Source organism: Nostoc sp. NOS(2021) (genome assembly GCF_017115025.1).
GTDB lineage: Bacteria > Cyanobacteriota > Cyanobacteriia > Cyanobacteriales > Nostocaceae > Nostoc.
The window spans coordinates 1-21,290 of sequence record NZ_JABXKM010000329.1 but is presented as its reverse complement, the minus strand read 5'-3'; the positions used below and the strand labels follow the sequence as shown (position 1 = coordinate 21,290).

The window sequence follows — 21,290 nt, the reverse complement described above, 5'->3', positions numbered from 1 at the left end:
CCTAATTTATCAGCTTCCTGACTAGGATCGCCATTGCCAATTAAACGAATTGGGTAACTAGCATAAATGTCTGTCACAATACCTGCTTGATTGTCAATAATCCCAAACATTTGATCTCTTGCCGATCATAATTTAAAGTTTTTCTCGGCGTATACTCCTTAGCTAGTTCTTTAACTAGAGCGACTTTCGATAATTGAGGCAATATAATCGCCGAATCACTTGCGGGAGTGGGTTGGACAACAGGAGGAATCGTGTCAGAGGTAGACTGGTTAGCAGGTAATCTAAACGCTGCAATTACCGGATCATGATCGCTGACAGGCTTACTAAAGCCAACATTGACATGCACAATGTCAATTTCAGGTTGAGCAACACGGGAAAGATTTTCACTGACCAACAAATGGTCAATAAGTTCAGGATTTCCCCGGAATTTAAAACTAAACTGATCACTAAGAGGTAAACGATCGCTCAGATTCTCAAGAATATTACCTTTCAAAGTCTTCAAAGGTAGGGAATCTGGTAAATCGTTTAAATCACCCAATACAATTACTTTGGCTTGCGGGTCAACTTGTAGTAGTTGGGCTACGAATTCATTAACGATTTCGGCTTGGTTAACTCGTTTAGCATCGCTGGGAGAACCTCCAAGCTTGGAAATAAAGTGATTAGCAATGATAAACACTTTTTGATCATTAAATATAAATTCTGCTGCTAGTGGTTTACGGCTTTGATCGAAAGCATTATTCGTGGGGTCAATCCGACCAGGGTTGAGGGAGAGATCAAGACCATTTGAACCTTGAGTAATAGCCACAGCATCTAATGAACCGCCTTTTCTGGGCAGTTTGGCTAGAGTTATCCGGCTGGGTTGAAACAATAAACCGACACGAATATTGCCTCCAGGTTCTCCACCATCTTGATCGTCGCTGGGTGCAATATCAACAAAGTCGTATGCTGGACTACCAATATTTTCAAGCGCAGCAATCAGTTTTTGGTAAGTCTGGTTTGCATTAACAACGTTATCATTGATTGGCCCGTTGTTATCCTGAATTTCAATTAAACTGATGACATCTGGTGCCTTCAAATTATTGCCAATAATTTTGGCAATATTATCAAAGCGTCGATCTTTCGGGTCTAAATTCTCGACATTAAAAGTTGCAACAGTCAATACATCCTGTGAATTTTTTAGCGGTGTTGTTTCACGTTCCGCAACTAAAGGGAAAGGAGTTGGCAATTGGGCTATTGGACTAGCTTGCAGTGGACTAATCCATGTAAAGAAGATGAGAGCAATACTAAGTAGTAGCAATTTGATGAATTTCATTCTCTCTTCCAATGAACCTATTTTTTAGATTAGTCTTTTTCCTAATAGAGTTCAGTTAAGATAAGTTTTAAGTTGGGTAAAGGGGAACATTCCACTTTGTTAGAAATACCAGCTTGAAGAAGAATTTAGAAGTCAGAACAAGAAGGTGGGAGATTTGGACGCGCCACTAATTGTATCCTTTTGGGTAAGCAAGCTACACATTTGTGTCACATGATCGCAGCCGATCCTAGAGAAGTGAACACCACTAAATCTTTTCTGCGGAACACTGCACTTCGTGGGCTTTTCCACATAACCTGAATTGTCAGAGCTTTACATAACTTGATGAAGCTAGTATAATCTGGCGTAATTACCACGTTAGTTTGTTTGGGTATGTGGGTAGTATAAATTACCGAAAAAACTAATTTGGCAGATGCTAATGTTCAAAACTAAATTATCAGAATCCCGTGCATCAGGAGAATTTTATACATCAAAGCTAATGCATCGGCATATTGGAGCGATCGCAGCTCTAATTTTAATTAGCTTACTGAGTTCATTGAGTGGAACACCAGATGATCATACTATCTCTAACTGCTGGGAAGGCTTTCTTTGGGGCTTGGCAGATCCAGTAATTAGCTTGAATTGTTTAGTTGGTATTGTTGCTATTGGCTTACTCTCATCTGTGTTTGTTCGTGGGGCTGTCATCGCTGGATGTTTTGTCTTAGCAGCAGTCTTGGGCATTGTAATTCATTTATTCCAGCTAAATTTCCCAGGCACAGAAGTAGCGTTTGCTGAAAGCGTTGGCACAGCGATCGCCATTTCTACTATCCTTTTTGGTACTATGCTGATGATGCCAAATCAACCAAACTTTATGGTACTTGCTTTGGTGGGCATCAGTGCTGGTTTATTTCAGGGTTACGCTGATGCTGAATCTATTATTGGGGTAGGAATTATGCCACTAGTTGCCTATATACTAGGCATTACCTTAACTCTGTTTGTGGTTGCCATGAGTGCCAGAGAAATTGGTAGTGCGATGGGTATGGGAGAAATTAACCGAATTTTACCCTTGAAAATGAGCATTGCTGGCTTCGCTTTCTGTGCGATCGGCATCGTGTTTTTGAGCAATTTAATAATTTAAATCAAATATTTCAATCTGGTGGAATACATTCATTTGTGGGGGCGTACACTTAGCTGTGCTACCCCACTACGTGTTCAGGGTAAATGCAACTTTATCACAGAAAGTTGTCCGGCAAACAGCACAGCGTTTTCATGAATAAGCTGATATGGATATTATTGAAATTCTCAAAGAAGACTATCAAAGATTCCCAGTAAATCAAACTTACAGCATTTACGCTCCAGACGTTTATTTTCAAGACCCACTGAATAAATTTCGTGGTGTTAAACGTTACAAAGAAATGATTAATTTTATCCAAACTTGGTTTTTAGATCCGAAGATGGACTTACATAATATTCAACGGTTAAAAGACACAATAAAAACTGAGTGGACACTTAGTTGGAATACTCCTCTCCCCTGGAAGCCACGGATCTCTATTCCTGGTTGGAGTGAATTAGGTATTAACTCTGATGGTTTGATTGTTTCCCATGTGGATTATTGGAATTGTTCACGCTTAGACGTGGTGAAGCAGCATTTCTTTGCTGCAAAAATGTAAACAATTAAGGTTTGCTTTAATTCCCTCCTTAAAAAAGAGAGCTAAGGAGGATTAAGCTTTAACTCAAGCGACATTCATCATCAGAGACTTTCAAATAAAAAAATATCGAATTATTTATTGTGGGGTGGGCATCTTGCCGCCTTTGGTTACTGGGCGGGCAAGATGCCTACCCCACAAGATTGAATAATTTATTTCTTAGAAATCCCTCAACATCGCGACATTCCTCATCAACATCGCGACATTCCTCATCAACATCACGACATTCCTCATCAACATCGCGACATTCCTCATCAACATCGCGATATTCCTCATCAACATCGCGACATTCCTCATCAACATCGCGACATTCCTCATCAACATCGCGACATTCGTCACTAACGTTAGGGACTGACAAATAAAAAAATATCCCAAAACTGACGCAAAAATCCTCTCTATTTTTCTTCTCTCTGTGTTCTCTGCGTCTGGAGTGGTTCGTTTCTTTGGATAATTTATTTCTTGAAAGTCCCTTAAAGCAATCCTCCAAAAAACCAGGTGCAATATCTGAATTAATCGGACTTAGACAAAAAACACCCAAAAAAGAGCCTCAAATCTATATACAGAGAGACTTTAACATCCTTTTGCTTAGTATCTTGATATATCTGGGTTGCAGCTATTTTTGAGCATTTGGTGTATTTACCTTATCTTGCATGGGTTTGAGGCTTGTTTCTCCATCAAAAATGTTTAAGTCCCGTTAAGAGAAATTACCCAGATTTATGTATTAGTTTTTTAATAAATAAAATTATTCACGAATTTTACTGAACCAGAAAACAGCTTTACTAAGTCAAACTAGCTTTAGAGCATTGATTCAGTAATCAAAAACCTAACCCTCCAGTTCCCTTCCTTGGTAGGAAAGGGAGAGCCAAACTCTCCTCTGAGCTTTGGAGAGGAGTTGGGGGAGAGATTCTTCCAGAATTGCTGAATTGGTGTTCTAGAACCCTCTCTAACGAATATATTTATGTCTCGTCAAAAACGTACATCTCGTGTTTTAGAAAAAGCTGAATTGAGATCCGCTGGACTGAAAGCAATTGATTCAAATATGGATTTCGGTGATAATTGCGGTTTGAAAAATCTAACTCAATCAATTGAGCAGTTACGTACTATGCTTGATGCTTATAACATCGCTCTAGCTATGATTGACTCTTCCAAAACTAAAATTGATGAGATGGAAAAAACCTTGAGTAATCTTACAGATAAAATAGTGAGGGGCGTTGCTTTTAAGTATGGCAAAAACAGCAGTGAATATGAGCTAGCGGGTGGTATTCGTGATAGCGAACGTGTCCGCAAAAGCAGGTTAAGCCGTCTGAAAGCTAGTGCCGAAGAACTATCAGAAGAGAATGCTAAAACCGTCTAGTACAGCACGGCGAGAGACAGAAAGCAGAGATAAAGGAAGCTTCTGGCAAAGGACATGGAGAATAAACAAACGCTACTTGTTCATTAAAACTATTTTTTTGAATACTGCAATCGCAATTTAATCTATTCACTGATATTTTTGATAAGGAAGGTTTATGTACAGTTAATATCATGCATATTATCTTATGTATTTTCTCGGCTAGTCTCATTTTTCGTAATATTCAGAATGCTGCAATCTGCGAGTTTAAACAATTTTGCTTGTCTAAATTCTGATTAAAGTTTATAGCAATACGAAATTTTTCCTTAGAGTTTATCGGCAGATTTATACCATGATTTCTTCTCAACAATTGCAGAAGTATTTGGCAAGTTTCTCTTTATCTGTAGTATTAGTAGCTGATTTAGCAATCACACAAAAAGCTCCTCCAGCTTTTGCCCAAACCATAAATTCATCTATCGGTAATGCTGTGACATTCAGTTGCAATGATAGTGAAGCGACAATCAAAGCTAAAAATGGCCCGAAAGTAAAGAACGTAAATACAACTATTTACATTGGTTATCAGCAAGTCTCATCTAATAACAAAAACCCTGTGACTATCCGTTTTAATAATGGTATCAAAACATGGTGTCGTACTGATTACGAAACAACAAATGACGATGGTACAGGTTATGGATTGTTTTGGGATGGGCGCAATGTTTTATATGGCGTTTACTCCTCTAGTGGTAGTCAGACTGGTAATGACTTTCGCCGCTTTGCAACTGGGCGTTGGTTGTCTAGCTATGGTAGCGGAGGCGGGCCAAAAGTCGCAGTTATAGCCCGGATTAATCCAGCCAATGGCGAGGTTAACTATGCCACATTTTTATCTGCTAAAAAAGCGGATAATGGACAAACTAATTCTTTAGTTGTCAACAAGTTATCATGGAATGGCACAAATTTGACTGTGCAAGCAACCTCATGGTGGACTCCCCGTCGCGCTAATACAAATTCCATGACTTGCTCTGGTTCATCACCTTATCAATACACAGCAGTATTCACTGGCGATTTAACAAAGGTTAACTCGGCTTCAGCAGTTACTTGTAGTTAAAGGGTTAGGATTCAGCTATCAAATTGAGGAAGCATATTTTTTCCAGTTGTTTGAGAATTGACAAAAGCGATCGCTCTTGGTATTTGTAGTGCGTAGCGATCGCTCTTTCTGATTTATCTACACCTAATTTATCCCATGCGGACGATGAATAATCGTCTCCACTACCCGCCGCTTGGCCTTTGGATCAATACCTACCAAGCGCACATACTCACCGCTATATTCTGTCAGAGTTGATTCCAAATTTGAGATTGCATCAGACTCGCTATCAATGTGGCTATGAACACAACTTTGCCAAGAACCTGTGCGAAAACGGCGCTCATCTACGTGTTCAATGCTAATTTTGTAACCTTGAGATAAGAGTTCCCGAATTTGTCCTTGTGTCTCTAAAGTCAAATGTGGACTCGATATTTCCTCTTTCGAGAATCCATTAGTTTTTGCTTTTTGAGTTGCGTCCTTTGACGGCTGACTAATTGGTGTTACAGCAGCAGGTGGTGCAAATTGATCAGAATTTCTACCTCGATTGAGTCGGTTGTAATCATCAACCAAATGGGAATTTTCCACCCGTTTTTGTTCACCAACCAGGAAGTTACCAGACTCAATTAAGTGAGACAGCCTGAAATCTGGCTTTTTAAATTCTGGTGGCCCTTCAACGCTGTTCACCACACTCAACGATACCCGCTCAAAACCTACTTGATGGATGTAGTTGCGGATTTGTTCGTCATAAATGCGCGATCGCAAAGCGCTAAAAAAGTCAATAGACTGATTGACAAAAGTATCAACTAGCTGTTCAACTTCCTTCTGTGACAGTCCATCCGCTTCAAAAATCCCCTTGACAATTCCCACCTTATCATCTCGGTTTGGTTCCCAGTAGAACTTCTCCATCCGTCCATCCCGAATTAACGGTGCATAGAGGGTAGAAAAATCATTACCTGTGACAATAATCGGCACACGACGTAAAGGCGTAGAATCATAGCTTCCAGGCAACTGCACATCTGTGGGATTATCAGCAATATTCATCAGTGTGGCATTGACCAACTGCGTATTTACAGTATATTGAGTGCCTTCATCAAAGCGTCCAGCCCCCGCATCCAAATCGTTAATCATCAGTACACACATTTTGCCGCGTACTTTGATCAGTTCCGCAGTTTCCCGATAGCGCAGCCGAATCAACCGCGCTGGATCTCCTGCATCTGGACTTTCCAATTCGCCGCCAGATACGTTAGTCACCTCGATACCCATTTTCTCGAAGACTAATTGACATTGAAATGTTTTGCCTTCTCCTTTGCGTCCGTGAATACCCAAAATCACGGGAACTCGCACACCAGGAAGCTTGAGAAAGTTTTTGGTAATGTGGACAGCCAGTTTATCCAGAAAGCGGGGAGCGATGTAATAACCCATAAAATTATCTTTGCCTAGCAGTGCTTAAAGTAATGTTAAGTTTTTTTGGTGATTAGTGTTTATTTATCTATCTTTTGGTAGAAAAGGAGCGCTATCTACCATATACGTCTAATTGGATAGGCATCAAAAATTTTATCAGCACTCAATATAGGGAGATTTTCAACTACCGACTGTGCAATTAAAATTCGGTCGAATGGGTCACGGTGATGTAAAGGTAGTGTGGCAACAACAGTAATATGGTCTATGGTGATTGGCAGGAATTCAATGCTGTTCCTAATTATTTGCTGTTGGATAAACTGGTCAAAAGTCATACCAAAACTGAGTTTACCAATTCTAGACTTGATTGCCATTTCCCAAACGCTAGCAATACTGAGTAGATTATCGTTATTTTCAATTTGCGATTTCAAACTAACGCTGATTTTTGAATCACCCATCACAAACCAAATAAAAGTATGAGTGTCTAGTAGTTGCCTCATTCCATATATTCCTTAAAATCTTCGAGTGGTGCATCAAAATCATCAGATATTGTTACAAGTCCTTTGGCACTACCATACTTAGGACGGTGTTTAACTGGCGATACAGGAGTTAACTTCACCAAAGGTTGATTATCTTTGATGATAATAATCTCCTCACCACTGAGTGCTGCTTCAATCAACTCAGGTAAGTTTTGAGATGCTTCAGCGAGAGTAATTTGCTGCATAATTCCTACCTTTGGATAGAAAGACTAAAGTGCTACCACTATCCTAACTTTGAATTCTCGATTAAATTAAAGGAAACCAATTTAACCAAGCGTCCCAATTTTCTACAATTTGGGCAAATTCTGCGTAACCGCTTGCTTGAGGATGAACACCATCATTAGCTTTTGCCTCATTTATCCAGATGTTTGATTTTTCTAATATCGGAAAAACATCTAAATAAGGTACATTTAATTCATTACAAATCAAAGCATACTGTTTAGATAAATCGGTATTTCTCTGCCTCCTTTGAGGGTTTTCTTGTTCTGCATATGGCGCAAAACCAACCATCAACACAGGGTATAACTTTTGAGCTTCACTTAAAATTTCACGGGTATTTTTGATAGAATCTGCCAAATCCACGCGAGTTTTACCATTTTCTACTGTTGTGTCATTCAAACCAAAGGAAAATATAACTCTGCCATCATATTCTTTGGGTAAGCGAAGTGAAACTTCCTGTAACCAACGCTTTGCTATATCAGTACTCGTATCTCGCCTAATCCCTAAATTATAGTAAGTAATGTCATAGCCTTTTTTATTAGCATTAGTGCATATTCTCCCTGTCCAACCAAGACATTCTGGGTCGCCAGTACCATTAACAAAAGAGTCACCAATAAAGCAAATTCTTACTTCCGGGAGATGCTGTAATTTCATTTATTACCTTCTTAAAAAACGCAGAGAATAACTTCGCGCCCCTACCCTGCGGGAAGGCGAAGCGCCTATGCGTTTTCCTTTGCGTGCCTCTGCGTTTCAAAACAAATCTAGCAAATAGGAGAGGCAGATAATTCTACCTCTCCTATGGAAATAAACTAATTACTTAAAGCTTTCTAACCTTAGTATTTGTTGGGTTTGTGAACAAGAAAGCTGAGAATTTGGCACTGCTTGATGTTGTCAAAACCCACAACCCGAATATAGCTGGTGTTGAATTGAGAACGGCATCCTTGAACTTCGCTCAATACTTCTTGAGTCGATCTAGCACCAAACAAAGGCAACTTCCACATTGTCCAATAGAATTCTTTCGGGTCAGAAGTTTCGTTAAACTCGATCGCTGGAATGTAACCTTGATTCAAAATGTACTGGATCTGCTTGGAAATTTGAGCATCAGACAGAGGGGGCAGATAAGAAAGGGTTTCGTAACGACGCTCTTTTGGTAAAGTTTGCATAGCTTTTGATAATGGGTTGTGATTTTTTACTACTAGGTTGACCGAACTAATTGGATAAGTTATCCAAATTCGGATCTGAACTTGCTTGCTGTTCTGGTTGCAGACTGGGGTTTGATGTGTCTATTCGGGTGATGCGTTCTAAATGCTGGCGACGCTGTTCCATGTTGGCTTGCTGAATGCCAGTACGAACCATTTCCGGTAAAAAATCGATGACTTCTTCCGCAATGTGTTCCCTAACAGTCATGATTCGCAAAGCCAAATCTGGTTTTTCTTGCAACAGTTGCTCAATGTATGATTCACCATTCTGAATTTTGCCAGACGAAAAGTTATGCAACCAAAGTTCTAATGGAGGATTCGTTTCGCCTAGCTGTGCCAACACTGTCCTTAGAGCCTGATAAGTCAGATAACTTTGGAGAGTCTTGGCTGTGTCCTTCGCAATTTGCTTAAGATTCATGCTTGACCCCAGCCGTCAACAGTTATGAGTTAAGAAGTTATGAGTTATGAGTTATGAATTAATGTAACTCTTAACTCCTAACTTCTAACTCCTAACTTTTGATCAGACGGTATCCATAGCTTCAAACTCGAACTTGATTTCTTTCCACAGTTCGCAAGCAACAGCCAATTCAGGAGACCACTTAGCGGCTTCGCGGATAATGTCGTTACCTTCACGAGCCAAGTTGCGGCCTTCATTACGAGCTTGGACGCAAGCTTCTAAAGCTACGCGGTTAGCTGTAGCACCAGGAGCATTACCCCAAGGATGACCGAGAGTACCACCACCAAATTGCAGCACGGAGTCATCACCAAAGATTTCTACGAGTGCAGGCATGTGCCAAATGTGGATACCACCGGAAGCAACTGCCATTACACCGGGAAGAGAAGCCCAGTCTTGGGTAAAGTAGATACCGCGAGACTTGTCTTGTTCAATGTAGTTTTCACGCAACAAGTCAACGAAGCCCATTGTGATCCCGCGTTCACCTTCCAGTTTACCAACCACTGTTCCGGTGTGGATGTGGTCTCCGCCTGACATCCGTAGTGCCTTAGCCAATACACGGAAGTGGATACCGTGGTTCTTTTGACGGTCGATAACGGCGTGCATAGCGCGGTGAATGTGCAGCAATATACCGTTGTCACGACACCAACGAGCCAATGTGGTGTTGGCGGTGAAGCCGGCAGTGAGGTAATCGTGCATGATGATGGGCTGTTTGAGTTCTTTCGCGAACTCAGCCCGCTTCAGCATTTCTTCACAAGTGGGGGCGGTGACGTTTAGGTAGTGACCTTTGATTTCACCGGTTTCAGCTTGAGCTTTGGTAATAGCTTCAGATACGAACAAGAAGCGATCGCGCCATCTTTGGAATGGAGCAGAGTTGATGTTTTCGTCGTCTTTGGTGAAGTCCAAACCACCGCGCAAGCACTCGTATACAGCGCGTCCGTAGTTTTTAGCTGAAAGACCTAATTTGGGCTTAATTGTACAACCCAACAAAGGACGACCGTATTTGTTTAACTTGTCACGCTCAACTTGAATACCGTGGGGAGGCCCTTGGAAAGTCTTGAGGTAAGCTACAGGAATCCGTAAGTCTTCCAGACGTAGCGCCCGCAAAGCTTTAAAACCAAATACGTTGCCCACAATGGAGGTCAACATATTAGTTACAGAGCCTTCTTCAAACAAATCCAAAGGATAGGCAATGTAGGCAATGAATTGGTTGTCATCACCAGGAACTGGTTCGATGTCATAGCAACGACCTTTGTAGCGATCGAGGTCGGTGAGCAAGTCTGTCCACACAGTTGTCCAAGTACCAGTCGAAGACTCAGCCGCAACAGCCGCAGCTGCTTCTTCGGGGGGAACTCCGGGCTGGGGTGTAACGCGGAATGCCGCTAAAATGTCTGTATCTTTAGGTGTGTAATCGGGTGTGTAATAAGTTAGTCTGTAATCTTGAACCCCGGCTTTATACCCAGTTTTGCTCTGAGTGTTAGTTTTAGCGTAAGACATATTTTATCCTTCCCAGAAGTCACTCTTTTTACTTAATCAAATCACATTCTTGGCAACTTTCCCTCACCCCGCTTCTCCCCCCTTCAGCGGGAAGAAGATCAGGAAAATTTTTTTTCAGGGTTGCTTTTGGTAGAGGGTAGAGTTTTTGGTGGCGGACACTTTGGCAGTGGTGGTAATCCTCCTCACCAGTGTTCTCACCTTCTAGGGGTACACGACCTAGCGCTTCTACTGTTCCCTGCTATATAGAACTTGACCAAACTTATTTAAAGCTAGCCATTCAACTAAAGTTTCCTTTAGAGGGTCTGCTTCTTGCTTCATCCAAGCGAGTCGGCTCCAACAGTCCCCAAGCATAAATTTGGGAGTAGCCCTCCCTACTTATACCGAAAGAAAAAAGAATTGCACACCACGTAATTTGTAGCTTGTCTCACAATATATCAAGAATTTGATAAGTTATTCTTTGAAAGTTTTTAACTTATCTATTTAATTTTGTTATCACATAAAGATTTAAACATTTTGTTACAATCACTTTACAAAATGTCATCAATAACTGTAGAGAAGCTTTTGGGAAGTGGGGGAGTTAGGGGTTAAGAGTTAGGAGTTAGGAGTTACAAGAATTCTTTGCCCAATGCCCAATGCCGATTAAATTTGAGAAAAATTGCCTATGACGTTTAAAAAATCCTAGCTAGGGGAACACTGAAATTAACCCAAAGCCAGTTTAGGTAGCGGCTATGGGTACTGTCTCCAGAGGAAATGTCACCGTGGTATTGTTTTACAAGCGTACTAGTTTATTAATTACTTCTATTTTGCTGGGGTTGATAGCTGTGCCAAGTATGGGATGGGCACAAAAAACCCCTGACATTAATTCATCTGATGTAACCCCTGCTTACCCACCTTCCCCACCGCCACCGCGAGTGGAATCCTTGCCCGATCAGCGGGGAGTGCAAGAACATTCGCCAGAAACTGATTATCGTGTCGGTAACTTACTGGGAGATGTTACAGGCAATCTTTGGGTAGGTTCTGGGCGAGGACTATCGCGGATTGATCCTAAAACCGGCAAGATTATTTCTCGTGTTAGCTTACCAAGTGTTGTCATTGGTGCTTTAGCCCAAGACAAAGTAGGACGTTTGTGGGTGGGAAGTTATGAAGGACTGATCCGAGTAGACCCCCGCACTAACGAAATCACCGCGCAGAATTTATTTTTGCCTTCTAAACGGGTGTTGTCTCTGTTACTTGACAAGCGGGGTTATTTGTGGGCTGGAACCGATAATGGTTTAGCCCTAATTAGTCCCGACCAAGGCTTGATTATGACAACATTAAAAAATCTGCCTGGTGTCAGTGCCAACACCCTGACTTTAGATGCTGAAGGTCAACTGTGGGTTGGCACCCTTGACGGATTGGTGCGGGTAAATACTGCTAGTGCTGCGATTATGAAGCGGATAGCCGATTTACCAGGGACGACTGTACAAGCTTTAGCTATTAGTCCAGAAGGATTAATTTGGGCGGGAATGCCGAATAATTTGCTAGTTATTAACCCAAAAACTGGTGCAGTCTTGCGGTCTGTGACTCGCCTGCGTGGGCGTAACGTGACAGTGGTACGTTTTGCTAAAGATGGTAGCGTCTGGGTTGGAACTAATAATGGTTTGTTACGATTAAATCCAAATACAGGAGCTGTGTTAGATGCAGAAGTTGCTGGACTTCCTTCTAGTCGGGTTCTTGCCCTTGCACCTGACATTGGCAATAAATTATGGATTGGCACTAGTGAAGGTCTAGCTTGGTTAATGCCCAAAATGGCTAGTGCAAAACCCCACATTGCTTTCAGTCACGCCGTTAAATGATTAGTTAAGAGTTAGGAGTTAGGAGTTAGGAATTATAAGTTAAAGAATTTTTAAATTCAAAACTCCTGACTCCTGACTCCTGACTCCTTACTCCTCACTCCTCACTCAGCACTACTCAGCACTCAAAAAATGGCAATCACTACCCAGCAATTAATTCAATGGAAACAACAGGGACGTTCAATTGTGGCGTTGACCGCCTGGGATTATGCGATCGCTCAACTCCTCGATGCAGCTGGTGTAGACTTAATCCTCGTGGGTGACTCTATGGCAGTAGTTCTAGGGTATGAAACAACACTGCCCATAACTTTGGATGAGATGATATACCACGCCAAATCTGTGCGTCGAGGAGTTAAACGCGCATTAGTGGTTGTAGATTTACCATTTTTGACCTATCAAGAAAGTCTCCAGCAAGCGATGCACTCAGCTGGGCGGGTACTGAAGGAAACAGGCGCTCAAGCGGTAAAATTAGAAGGTGGCTATCCAGCGATCGCAGAAACTGTGACTCGTTTAGTAGAAGCCGGAATTCCGGTAATGGGTCATGTGGGTTTGACACCGCAATCAATACATCAACTTGGTTTACGACAACAGGGAAAAAGCCAGGAAACGGGAGAAAGAATTTTAAATGAAGCGATCGCTCTCGAACAAGCTGGTGTATTTTCTTTAGTGTTAGAGCATATCCCCGCAGATTTAGCAATGCAGATTACACAAAAACTGAGCATTCCGACAATTGGTATCGGTGCAGGAATTCACTGCGATGGACAGGTTTTAGTTACTTCAGATGTCATCGGACTTACAGAGAAGCATCCACCATTTGCCAAAGTTTATACAAACTTGCGGGAGACGATTACTAAAGCTGTGCAAGATTATGCCCTAGAAGTGCGCGATCGGAAATTTCCATAATAAATAAAGGGACTGGGAACTAGGAACTGGGAAAAACTCTTTCCCTATTCTTTATTCCCTATTCTTTATTCCCTATTCTTTATTCCCTATTCCCTATTCCCTATTCCCTATTCCCTAATTTCTATGACTACTACACCTGAAATACTGCCAACTACCTTACCAGACCATACTCAGTTACCTGAGTCTGACGGCACATTTGTGTTCGCGGAGCGTGCCGGAGGCAAAAATTTCCAAGAACATCCCCAAAGCATTTTACTCACAGATTCGATTCAACCAATATTACAAAAGCGTCATCCAGAAGGTAATTATTGCATTGGTCAAGATTCTGGCATTTATTGGCGGATAACTGACCCGCCACAAAGAGGTGCAGAAGCACCAGACTGGTTTTATGTGCCTAATGTGCCACCACTTTTAAAGGGTCAAACACGACGTTCTTATGTATTATGGCAAGAAATTATCCCACCTTTGATTGTATTGGAGTTTGTATCGGGTGATGGTTCAGAAGAACGTGACAAAACTTCTTGGACGGGAAAATTTTGGGTTTACGAGCAAGCAATTCGACCTGCCTTTTATGGCATTTACGAAGTGCGTCGCAGTCGCGTAGAAGTGTATCACCTAATAGAAGACCACTATGAACTAGTCATAGAAAACGAACGAGGACATTACCCCATCAACGCTCTTGGTGTAGAGTTAGGTATTTGGCAAGGTCGCTATCAAAATCTGGAATTACCTTGGTTGCGTTGGTGGGATGATCTGGGAAATTTATTACTCTCTGGTGAAGAAAGAGCAGATTTGGAGAGACAGCAAAAAGAACAAGCTCAACAACAGTTACAGCAGGCGGAGTTATTGTTAGACCAGGAACGTCAACGGGGTGAACGCTTGGCGCAAAGACTGAGAGACATGGGTGTGAATCCTGACGAATAAGCTTTAACTTTGAGAATCTTGCTTTCTTTTATTTGCTTGCTCAATGCGCTGCTTAATTGCTTCTTCTGCTATGCGAATATTTTCTTCTATTGGTGTACCGTCTGTTGTCACCATTGGCCCATACCATGTTGCTTCCGAGTCTGGAGTGCGGCGGCTATACAATACACGCAAAGGCTCTACATCGTCCCGGTGTGCAAGCGCGTAAGCTATCAGTTCCTTGTTTGTCATTGTCTCAAAGTTCGGTCGCATCTAAAAACCTCCAATCTCCATTAGGGGGTACGATGATTTGAAGTTCCTCGTTCACAAAAATAAACACAACTCTGGTTTGGTCGTCAAAACGGAATAACTCAACATTCCGATAGGTATTGGACAACATTTGGCAGACTCGCACACAAGCTTGTGCTTGTTCATTGGTTGGGTTGATTGTCTGTTCCTCAATTGTGACATCGCTAAAATTTTATCGCCGACTTACTTATAGGTAAAATCAATATGAATGCGATCGCGATCTCAACTAGAAATCTCAGCTAAAAACCCCATACTTGGAGGTGCAGCAATGGTACAACAAGTCACACCAGAAACCACCATCGAAGTCATCTACCCAGAAAGCGACGGACAGCCAATGGCGGATAATACAGAACAATTTGCATGGATTGTCAAAATTAAAGAAAATTTAGAAATCTTATTTGCATCGCCAGCTGATGTATTTATCGCCGGAGATTTGTTTTGGTATCCAGTTCAAGGAAACCCTAATATTAAACAAGCGCCCGATACGATGGTAGTCTTTGGCAGACCAAAAGGAAAACGGAGTTCCTATTTACAGTGGAATGAAGATAATATACCACCACAGGTAGTATTTGAAATTCTATCGCCAGGTAACACCCTCAAAGAAATGGCCAAAAAATTGCAGTTTTACCAGCGTTACGGCGTGGAAGAATATTATATTTATGATCCTGATAAGAACGATTTAAATGGCTTGCTCAGTTCTGGGGATAGTTTTGAAGTTATCGAAGAGATGAATGGCTGGGTAAGTCCGCGTTTGGGAATCCGTTTTCAACTAACAGCGGATACCCTGGAAATTGTTTCTCCCACCGGACAAAAGTTTTTAAGCCCCTTAGAAATTGACCAGTTACGGGAACAAGAACGCCAACGTGCAGAACGGGAACGTCAAGCAAAGGAAGCAGCTTTACAAGAATTAGAAGCGGCTTCACAAGAAAAGGAAGCGGCTTTACAAGAATTAGAAAAAGAGCGCGATCGCTATCAAGAATTGTTAGCTAAACTCAAACAAAAGGGAATTGACACAGATAATTTGTAATTGCTGCTGTTGATGGTGCGTTATGCTGAAAACGCCCTAGTTGTTGATACGTCCTAGCGCTGATGCTGATGGATACTTATAATATAGGTAACTAAAAATTTAACTATGGAACAACAACCGATACAAGTAATTGGAGGTGGACTAGCTGGGACAGAAGCAGCTTGGCAAATAGCCCAAGCTGGAGTGCCTGTAATTCTGCATGAAATGCGTCCAAAGCGCTTCAGTCCTGCTCATCATACAGAACATTTGGCAGAATTAGTGTGTAGTAATTCCTTTGGGGCAATGGCAAGCGATCGCGCAGCTGGATTATTGCACGAAGAGTTACGCCAACTGGGTTCGATCGTCATTTCTAAAGCTGATGAACACGCCGTACCTGCGGGTGGGGCGCTAGCCGTCGATAGGGGACAATTTGGCCAAGACTTAACTCAAACTTTAGCACATCATCCTTTAATTGAATTTCGCAGAGGTGAAGTGTCTGCGATTCCAGAAGGAATTGTGGTTTTGGCGACTGGGCCTTTAACCAGCCCCGACTTAGCCGAAGATTTGCGCCGCTTTACCGGGATGGAATACCTCAGCTTTTTTGATGCGGCTAGTCCGATTATTGTCGGAGAATCGATTAACCGTGACGTTGCTTTTATGGCATCACGTTATGACAAAGGTGAAGCCGCTTATCTCAACTGCCCAATGAATAAAGAGCAGTACTTGCAGTTTCGAGAAGAACTTTGTAAAGCTGAACAAACAGAACTCAAGGGTTTTGAACGGGAAACGGCGAAATTTTTTGAAGCTTGTTTACCCATAGAAGAACTCGCACAGCGCGGGGAAGATACCATGCGCTATGGCCCACTAAAGCCAGTGGGATTGTCAGATACTCGCACAGGGGAACGTCCTTATGCTGTAGTGCAGTTGCGCCAAGAAGATAAAGCCGGTCAACTGTGGAATATGGTAGGATTTCAAACTAACCTGCGTTGGGGTGAGCAAAAGCGAATATTTCAGCTAATCCCAAGTTTGGAAAAGGCGGAGTTTGTGCGGCTGGGAGTGATGCACCGCAACACTTTTATTAATGCTCCCCAGTTAATGCATCCGACTCTGCAATTTAAAGAGCGTCCGACATTGTTAGCAGCTGGACAGTTGATTGGTACTGAAGGCTACACTGCTGCGGCTGCGGGTGGTTGCTTGGCGGGAATTAATGCAGCGCGGCTAGCTTTGGGTAAAGAACCTTTGATTTTACCACCTACAACAATGATGGGTGCGTTATTGGAATTTATTAGTTCCGCTTCGCCGAAGCATTTCCAACCAATGCCGCCCAACTTTGGGATTTTTCCCGAACTGGGTGCGAAAATCAAAAGTAAGCAGGAGCGTTATGGACGTTACCGCGATCGCTCTTTAACTGATCTAACAAACTGGAAAGCTAATCATAATTAATTGGCATTGGGCATTGGGCATTGGGCATTGGGCATTGCTTATTAATTATTCTCCTCTGCCACTCATTAAATAGGTTTATTATCCTTTAAAATCTTTTGCAGAGATTTAGGTAAGATATATGGCTGATATTGTTGATATTGCAGTTAGTGCTGAGTCTTTCAAAACACTGGTGGCGGCTGTACAAGCTGCTGGTTTAGTAGAAACATTAAAAAGTCCTGGCCCGTTCACTGTCTTTGCACCAAATGACGATGCTTTTGCCAAGTTACCAGCAGGAACTATCCAAACTCTGTTACAGAATATTCCCCAGCTGACGCGGATTTTAAAGTATCATGTCGTTCCAGGAAAGCTGCTACAAGCTGATTTGGCACAACTCGGTACGGTTAATTCTGTGGAAGGTTCACCCATTAAAATTGATTCTTCTGATGGTTTTGAAGTTAAAAATGCCACAGTTTTAGCAGCAGATATTGAAGCTGATAATGGTGTGGTACACATTATCGATACGGTAATTTTACCAGGCTAATTCAGCTAGGGTGGGTGTTTTCCACCCTACTTATCCAAAATTTTTATAATTAACTAACTATTGGTAGTATCAAAACGCAACTAAATAGTTTAATTTATGTTATATTTGCAAAGTGATTACTCACTCATATATTAATATAAATTTCGTTATTATAAAATAAATTAAATTCTGAAAAATCTAACATCTATCCCAAGAAATTAATGCTCGATTTTAACACCTTAGCTGACTTCTCTCGTGGCAACTGCATAAGTATTTGTGCATTTCTCGTACCAGCGAATTTGCTTGTCACAATTTTAACGATCAGCCTGGTAGCGTTACGTCGCCCATCACATCAAGTGTGGCAATCTGCTGGAATTGCCAGCTTTTTCGCTTCTGTAATGATACTGCACGTATATACTTGGTTCCTGATTGGCGTGGTGATGGCTCCTACTTATATCTTGCTGTGGCTAGCAATCACCTGTTTAGTAACTAATTTGGCTGCAATTCTTTTTCAAAGACGCTACAGTAACAGCCCTAGTCTTTCCAACTGAAGTCTATCGAGCGTCTATTGGTGAGATTTTCTGAAAATCATCATTTAACGCCTCTCCATTCATGCTCAAGGATGGCATATAGCCAAGAGTCTCGCCATTCTCCCTTAATCCAATGGTGTTCTCGCAAATATCCTTCTTGCTGCATTCCGATTTTTTGCATAACTCGTTCTGAGGCAATGTTTTCTGGGTGACAAGTGGCAAAAATGCGATGTAAGCCTAACTCCTGAAAACCAAATGATACAATTGCTTTTACGGCTTCAGTTGCGTATCCTTGTCCCCAAAATTCCTTAGTGAAAGAGTATCCAATAGAGCCTGTTTTGTTGTCAGTATCGTTAACAGATATGCGACAGATACCAATTAATTGCTTTTGGGGTTGTAAAGTCACTGCCAAGGCAAAATGCTGACGGGGTTCTTCGCCTTGCAATGAAATCTCTCTTTGCAAAAAATTCTTGGTATCTTCTTCACTATTAGGGCCAAAGGTCAAATAACGCACAACTTCACGATCGCTAGCGTATTTATGAACCGCTTGCCAATCGGATTCTACAAAGTCTCGCAGTCTGAGACGTTGGGTTTCTAGCGGTAGATTCATTTGGGAAATTCTGCACGTAACTGATTGACTACCTGATCTAGTCCCACCGAATGGGCGGCTTTGAATAATAAACGATCGCCTGCTTGCACAAATGTCTTCAACCTAGCCACTAAATCAGCATGAGTTGCAAAGCACTCCGATGGGATACCTTCGGCACTAAGGGCGATCGCTTCGGCATCTTGTCCATCTACCAAAACCAACAAGCCGTCTAAATTCAACTTTCGCACTGTTTCTCCCACTCGCTGGTGCAACTGCTGCGATCGCTCTCCCAATTCTTTCATTGCACCCAATACGGCAATCTTCCGCTTTCCGGGTGTGTCTGCCAATAATTGCAATGCTGCGATCATCGCTTCTGGTGCAGCATTATAAGTTTCATCTAAGATTACCACATCATTGGGTAAAGTAAATCGCTGCGATCGCCCTGTGGGCATATCCACCACCACACCTGCTTTCAGGCTTGCCCAATCAATTCCCAACACCTTTGCCACCGCTAAAGCTGCCAAGAAATTAGCCGCATTGTGACGACCAGGCAACGGCAGAGGTAGTTGGATTCCTGCGACTTCCACAGTCTCGTTATCAATTAACTGCCCTTGAATATCCCCACCAGAAAAGCCGTAAGTCAAAACTTCTCCGTGCCAAACTGAAGCCGCCGTGGTAATTAATAGGGGATGATCGTGGTTGAGAATTGCCACACTATCAGCAGACATTTCGGCTAATAACTCACATTTTGCCTGAGCGATCGCTTCTTCGGAACCCAGTAACTCAATATGCGCCGTCCCCACATTGGTAATCACTCCAATTGTCGGACGCGCTATTTGCGTCAGTTCGGCAATTTGTCCTCTACCCCGCATCGCCATTTCAATCACGGCGTAGTCATCTTCTGCGCCAAGTTCTAGGAGAGTTTTCGGGACACCGATTTCATTATTATAATTTTCATAAGTTTTGTGAACTCGTCCCTTTGTTCCTAAAACTGCGGCGATCAATTCTTTGGTTGTAGTTTTACCCACCGAACCTGTGACGCCAATTACAGGAATGTTAAAGCGATCGCGCCACCATCTGCCAATTTTTTGATATGCCTTGAGGGTGTCTTTTACCTGTAATATCGGAAATCCAGGATTTTCGTATTCAAAATCTACAATTGCAGCTATTGCACCCTTTGCGATCGCAGTTGGCACAAATTCATGTCCATCAAACTTATCGCCCCGTAAAGCTACAAATACTTCACCCGGCTTCAGGGTACGGCTATCTGTTTGGATACCGCTACTTACTTGTGTTAAAGCAGCTTCAGATAAGTTTACAGTCCGGGCCAAAACAACTTCAACCAGTTGGGTTAGGGTGGCAGAACAAGGCATAAGTAATTTACAATTTAAAGTTCAAAATTATAAAATCGGATTATGACACAATACTGCATTGAACAACAAGATTTGCGACTTCTCAAAAAAGTCAGAAATCTCAGCCTAGTCACAATAACACCAAAAATAGTGCCAAAGGAGTTAGGCTTCTTTGGCACGCTTGGTTTATAAGCTATTTGTATAGTTTAATTAGAGATATGTTTTATCGCCCTATGCCCGATTTTTAATCAAGATTACTTGCACAATTTGTATTGCTATCTCACTAGAAACACCTAAAGCTTGATACAAATCATTTAAGAAGTTTTTTTCTTCTTCAGCGACAATGCCTTCAGCTAGGACTAAATCGGTGGCTACTGCAAAGGCTGCTTCCCGCAAGTCTTGAGATAGAGAATCTTTTGCTGCATTAAATAAAGCATTAAAACCATCACCCTGGAGAATGCCCAAGATTTTGTCAAACAGCCTGTTCATCATCTCATGGGGATAACTTTTAAAAAGTTTCATCCGGGATAGCACAGAAGTGATAGAATTTGCTTGCTCAACAGAAAGGTAACCGTCTGAGGCTGTTGCCGTCAAGATAATGACAGCAAAAGCTTCCGCTGGATTGAGTGCTGCTTGGGTTTGGCTTTCTGTGCCCAACACAGCGTCGAATAGACCCATTGTAGTAACTCCTTGCTTAGGGTCTCAATAGCGTTACAGTTACCTGTGTGTTTGGTGGATTTACAGGTAAGACTGCAACGCTGTGAGACTTTCATGCTTTAGTGTTCCCAGGATTTCTTCACGGCGAACACTTGCACCCAATGGTTTTTGGCAAGAACTACACTGCCAATCTGTAAACTTAAGGTTCTCCTGTCTTTTCTATCGTTTCAATTACCGCCAAACCTATGCCAGAAGCTGCTATTAACAGTACTGCTGATATCAAATAGGCGTTGGTCAGCATTCGTAGGGCTTCATCGAAAAAAATATAGGTGGTCATTGCTTCACCTTGAGAAATTTGTGCTGCTAGTACTTTTTATTTCTCCACACCCTGATAGGTGTATTTCGCTGAGAAACTGCTAGCAATTGCATCTTAACAAAACTTTAGCTCTTTCAGAACCCCACTCAAACTTTTTCTTTCTGAAGATTTGATGAACTTTACAAAAAAGGGCATTGGGCATTGGGCATTGGGCATTGGGCATTGGGCATTGGGCATTGGGCA

General features: G+C 42.0%; 26 protein-coding genes. 12 read left to right on the top strand and 14 right to left on the bottom strand.

Going from position 1 to position 21,290, the window contains the following annotated elements:
• Positions 1-73: 73 nt before the first annotated feature.
• On the bottom strand, positions 74-1,312 hold the full coding sequence (locus HWQ41_RS31995) for an endonuclease/exonuclease/phosphatase family protein (RefSeq protein ID WP_292771924.1): 1,239 nt from the start codon (positions 1,310-1,312) through the stop codon (positions 74-76).
• A 415-nt stretch (positions 1,313-1,727) separates the two neighbouring features.
• Here HWQ41_RS31995 and HWQ41_RS31990 point away from each other — a divergent pair, with 415 nt between their 5' ends.
• Both HWQ41_RS31990 and HWQ41_RS31985 read left to right on the top strand, forming a co-directional pair.
• Positions 1,728-2,426, top strand: a complete 699-nt coding sequence (locus HWQ41_RS31990; protein ID WP_292771922.1) for a HupE/UreJ family protein — start codon at positions 1,728-1,730, stop codon at positions 2,424-2,426.
• 145 nt (positions 2,427-2,571) lie between these two features.
• Positions 2,572-2,958 carry a DUF2358 domain-containing protein gene (locus HWQ41_RS31985; RefSeq protein ID WP_292771920.1) on the top strand — a complete coding sequence of 129 codons (387 nt, stop codon included), beginning with the start codon at positions 2,572-2,574 and terminating at the stop codon, positions 2,956-2,958.
• 166 nt (positions 2,959-3,124) lie between these two features.
• On the opposite strand, the gene HWQ41_RS31980 is transcribed toward HWQ41_RS31985, so the two are convergent.
• The gene (locus HWQ41_RS31980) at positions 3,125-3,532 is read right to left on the bottom strand and encodes a hypothetical protein (protein WP_292771918.1); all 408 of its coding nucleotides are present in this window, start codon (positions 3,530-3,532) and stop codon (positions 3,125-3,127) included.
• A 420-nt stretch (positions 3,533-3,952) separates the two neighbouring features.
• Between HWQ41_RS31980 and HWQ41_RS31975 the strand changes: the two genes are divergently transcribed.
• Together HWQ41_RS31975 and HWQ41_RS31970 are read left to right on the top strand one after the other, a co-directional pair.
• Positions 3,953-4,348 (top strand): hypothetical protein, encoded by a 396-nt coding sequence (locus HWQ41_RS31975; protein ID WP_292771916.1) that lies wholly within the window; start codon positions 3,953-3,955, stop codon positions 4,346-4,348.
• A 328-nt stretch (positions 4,349-4,676) separates the two neighbouring features.
• Positions 4,677-5,429 carry a hypothetical protein gene (locus HWQ41_RS31970; RefSeq protein WP_292771914.1) on the top strand — a complete coding sequence of 251 codons (753 nt, stop codon included), beginning with the start codon at positions 4,677-4,679 and terminating at the stop codon, positions 5,427-5,429.
• 123 nt (positions 5,430-5,552) lie between these two features.
• Here HWQ41_RS31970 and HWQ41_RS31965 read toward each other — a convergent pair whose 3' ends face one another.
• The 7 genes from HWQ41_RS31965 to HWQ41_RS31935 form a co-directional block, all read right to left on the bottom strand.
• Positions 5,553-6,827 carry a ribulose bisphosphate carboxylase small subunit gene (locus HWQ41_RS31965; protein WP_292771912.1) on the bottom strand — a complete coding sequence of 425 codons (1,275 nt, stop codon included), beginning with the start codon at positions 6,825-6,827 and terminating at the stop codon, positions 5,553-5,555.
• Between the two features lie 95 nt (positions 6,828-6,922).
• Positions 6,923-7,303: a type II toxin-antitoxin system VapC family toxin gene (locus HWQ41_RS31960; RefSeq protein WP_292771910.1), complete on the bottom strand. Its 381-nt coding sequence runs from the start codon at positions 7,301-7,303 to the stop codon at positions 6,923-6,925.
• A complete protein-coding gene (locus HWQ41_RS31955) occupies positions 7,300-7,527 on the bottom strand; it encodes a type II toxin-antitoxin system Phd/YefM family antitoxin (RefSeq protein WP_292771908.1) in 228 nt (75 codons plus the stop codon). Before HWQ41_RS31955 ends, HWQ41_RS31960 begins: the two co-directional genes overlap by 4 nt.
• Positions 7,528-7,588: 61 nt before the next feature.
• A complete protein-coding gene (locus tag HWQ41_RS31950; protein WP_292771906.1) occupies positions 7,589-8,215 on the bottom strand; it encodes a GDSL-type esterase/lipase family protein in 627 nt (208 codons plus the stop codon).
• A gap of 179 nt (positions 8,216-8,394) precedes the next feature.
• Positions 8,395-8,724, bottom strand: coding sequence for a ribulose bisphosphate carboxylase small subunit (locus HWQ41_RS31945; protein ID WP_292771904.1), 330 nt, complete (start codon positions 8,722-8,724; stop codon positions 8,395-8,397).
• Positions 8,725-8,770: 46 nt separating this feature from the next.
• Positions 8,771-9,178 (bottom strand): chaperonin family protein RbcX, encoded by a 408-nt coding sequence (locus HWQ41_RS31940; RefSeq protein ID WP_292771902.1) that lies wholly within the window; start codon positions 9,176-9,178, stop codon positions 8,771-8,773.
• 102 nt (positions 9,179-9,280) lie between these two features.
• Positions 9,281-10,711, bottom strand: coding sequence for a form I ribulose bisphosphate carboxylase large subunit (locus tag HWQ41_RS31935; protein ID WP_292771899.1), 1,431 nt, complete (start codon positions 10,709-10,711; stop codon positions 9,281-9,283).
• 728 nt (positions 10,712-11,439) lie between these two features.
• Between HWQ41_RS31935 and HWQ41_RS31930 the strand changes: the two genes are divergently transcribed.
• From HWQ41_RS31930 to HWQ41_RS31920, 3 genes are all read left to right on the top strand, one after another.
• Positions 11,440-12,546 carry a two-component regulator propeller domain-containing protein gene (locus HWQ41_RS31930; RefSeq protein ID WP_292771897.1) on the top strand — a complete coding sequence of 369 codons (1,107 nt, stop codon included), beginning with the start codon at positions 11,440-11,442 and terminating at the stop codon, positions 12,544-12,546.
• A gap of 129 nt (positions 12,547-12,675) precedes the next feature.
• A complete protein-coding gene (panB, locus tag HWQ41_RS31925; protein ID WP_292771895.1) occupies positions 12,676-13,446 on the top strand; it encodes a 3-methyl-2-oxobutanoate hydroxymethyltransferase in 771 nt (256 codons plus the stop codon).
• A gap of 123 nt (positions 13,447-13,569) precedes the next feature.
• The gene (locus HWQ41_RS31920; protein WP_292771893.1) at positions 13,570-14,370 is read left to right on the top strand and encodes a Uma2 family endonuclease; all 801 of its coding nucleotides are present in this window, start codon (positions 13,570-13,572) and stop codon (positions 14,368-14,370) included.
• A 3-nt stretch (positions 14,371-14,373) separates the two neighbouring features.
• Here HWQ41_RS31920 and HWQ41_RS31915 read toward each other — a convergent pair whose 3' ends face one another.
• The gene (locus HWQ41_RS31915; protein WP_292771891.1) at positions 14,374-14,619 is read right to left on the bottom strand and encodes a hypothetical protein; all 246 of its coding nucleotides are present in this window, start codon (positions 14,617-14,619) and stop codon (positions 14,374-14,376) included.
• 304 nt (positions 14,620-14,923) lie between these two features.
• On the opposite strand from HWQ41_RS31915, the gene HWQ41_RS31910 reads away from it, so the two are divergent.
• The 4 genes from HWQ41_RS31910 (at position 14,924) to HWQ41_RS31895 (ending at position 18,154) form a co-directional block, all read left to right on the top strand.
• The gene (locus HWQ41_RS31910; protein WP_292771889.1) at positions 14,924-15,682 is read left to right on the top strand and encodes a Uma2 family endonuclease; all 759 of its coding nucleotides are present in this window, start codon (positions 14,924-14,926) and stop codon (positions 15,680-15,682) included.
• A 105-nt stretch (positions 15,683-15,787) separates the two neighbouring features.
• Positions 15,788-17,104: an FADH(2)-oxidizing methylenetetrahydrofolate--tRNA-(uracil(54)-C(5))-methyltransferase TrmFO gene (gene trmFO / locus HWQ41_RS31905; protein ID WP_292771887.1), complete on the top strand. Its 1,317-nt coding sequence runs from the start codon at positions 15,788-15,790 to the stop codon at positions 17,102-17,104.
• Between the two features lie 118 nt (positions 17,105-17,222).
• Positions 17,223-17,624 (top strand): fasciclin domain-containing protein, encoded by a 402-nt coding sequence (locus HWQ41_RS31900; RefSeq protein WP_292771885.1) that lies wholly within the window; start codon positions 17,223-17,225, stop codon positions 17,622-17,624.
• Between the two features lie 200 nt (positions 17,625-17,824).
• The gene (locus HWQ41_RS31895; RefSeq protein ID WP_292771883.1) at positions 17,825-18,154 is read left to right on the top strand and encodes a hypothetical protein; all 330 of its coding nucleotides are present in this window, start codon (positions 17,825-17,827) and stop codon (positions 18,152-18,154) included.
• 40 nt (positions 18,155-18,194) lie between these two features.
• On the opposite strand, the gene HWQ41_RS31890 is transcribed toward HWQ41_RS31895, so the two are convergent.
• Together HWQ41_RS31890 and murF are read right to left on the bottom strand one after the other, a co-directional pair.
• Positions 18,195-18,743: a GNAT family protein gene (locus tag HWQ41_RS31890; RefSeq protein ID WP_292771881.1), complete on the bottom strand. Its 549-nt coding sequence runs from the start codon at positions 18,741-18,743 to the stop codon at positions 18,195-18,197.
• A complete protein-coding gene (gene murF, locus HWQ41_RS31885; protein ID WP_292771879.1) occupies positions 18,740-20,095 on the bottom strand; it encodes a UDP-N-acetylmuramoyl-tripeptide--D-alanyl-D-alanine ligase in 1,356 nt (451 codons plus the stop codon). The genes HWQ41_RS31890 and murF overlap by 4 nt, the downstream gene beginning before the upstream one ends.
• A gap of 42 nt (positions 20,096-20,137) precedes the next feature.
• On the opposite strand from murF, the gene HWQ41_RS31880 reads away from it, so the two are divergent.
• Positions 20,138-20,266, top strand: coding sequence for a hypothetical protein (locus HWQ41_RS31880; RefSeq protein ID WP_292771877.1), 129 nt, complete (start codon positions 20,138-20,140; stop codon positions 20,264-20,266).
• A 39-nt stretch (positions 20,267-20,305) separates the two neighbouring features.
• Here the strand turns inward: HWQ41_RS31880 and HWQ41_RS31875 are convergent, their stop codons facing one another.
• Positions 20,306-20,752: a tellurite resistance TerB family protein gene (locus HWQ41_RS31875; protein WP_292771875.1), complete on the bottom strand. Its 447-nt coding sequence runs from the start codon at positions 20,750-20,752 to the stop codon at positions 20,306-20,308.
• A gap of 178 nt (positions 20,753-20,930) precedes the next feature.
• A complete protein-coding gene (locus tag HWQ41_RS31870) occupies positions 20,931-21,068 on the bottom strand; it encodes a hypothetical protein (RefSeq protein WP_292771873.1) in 138 nt (45 codons plus the stop codon).
• Between the last annotated feature and the right edge of the window lie 222 nt (positions 21,069-21,290).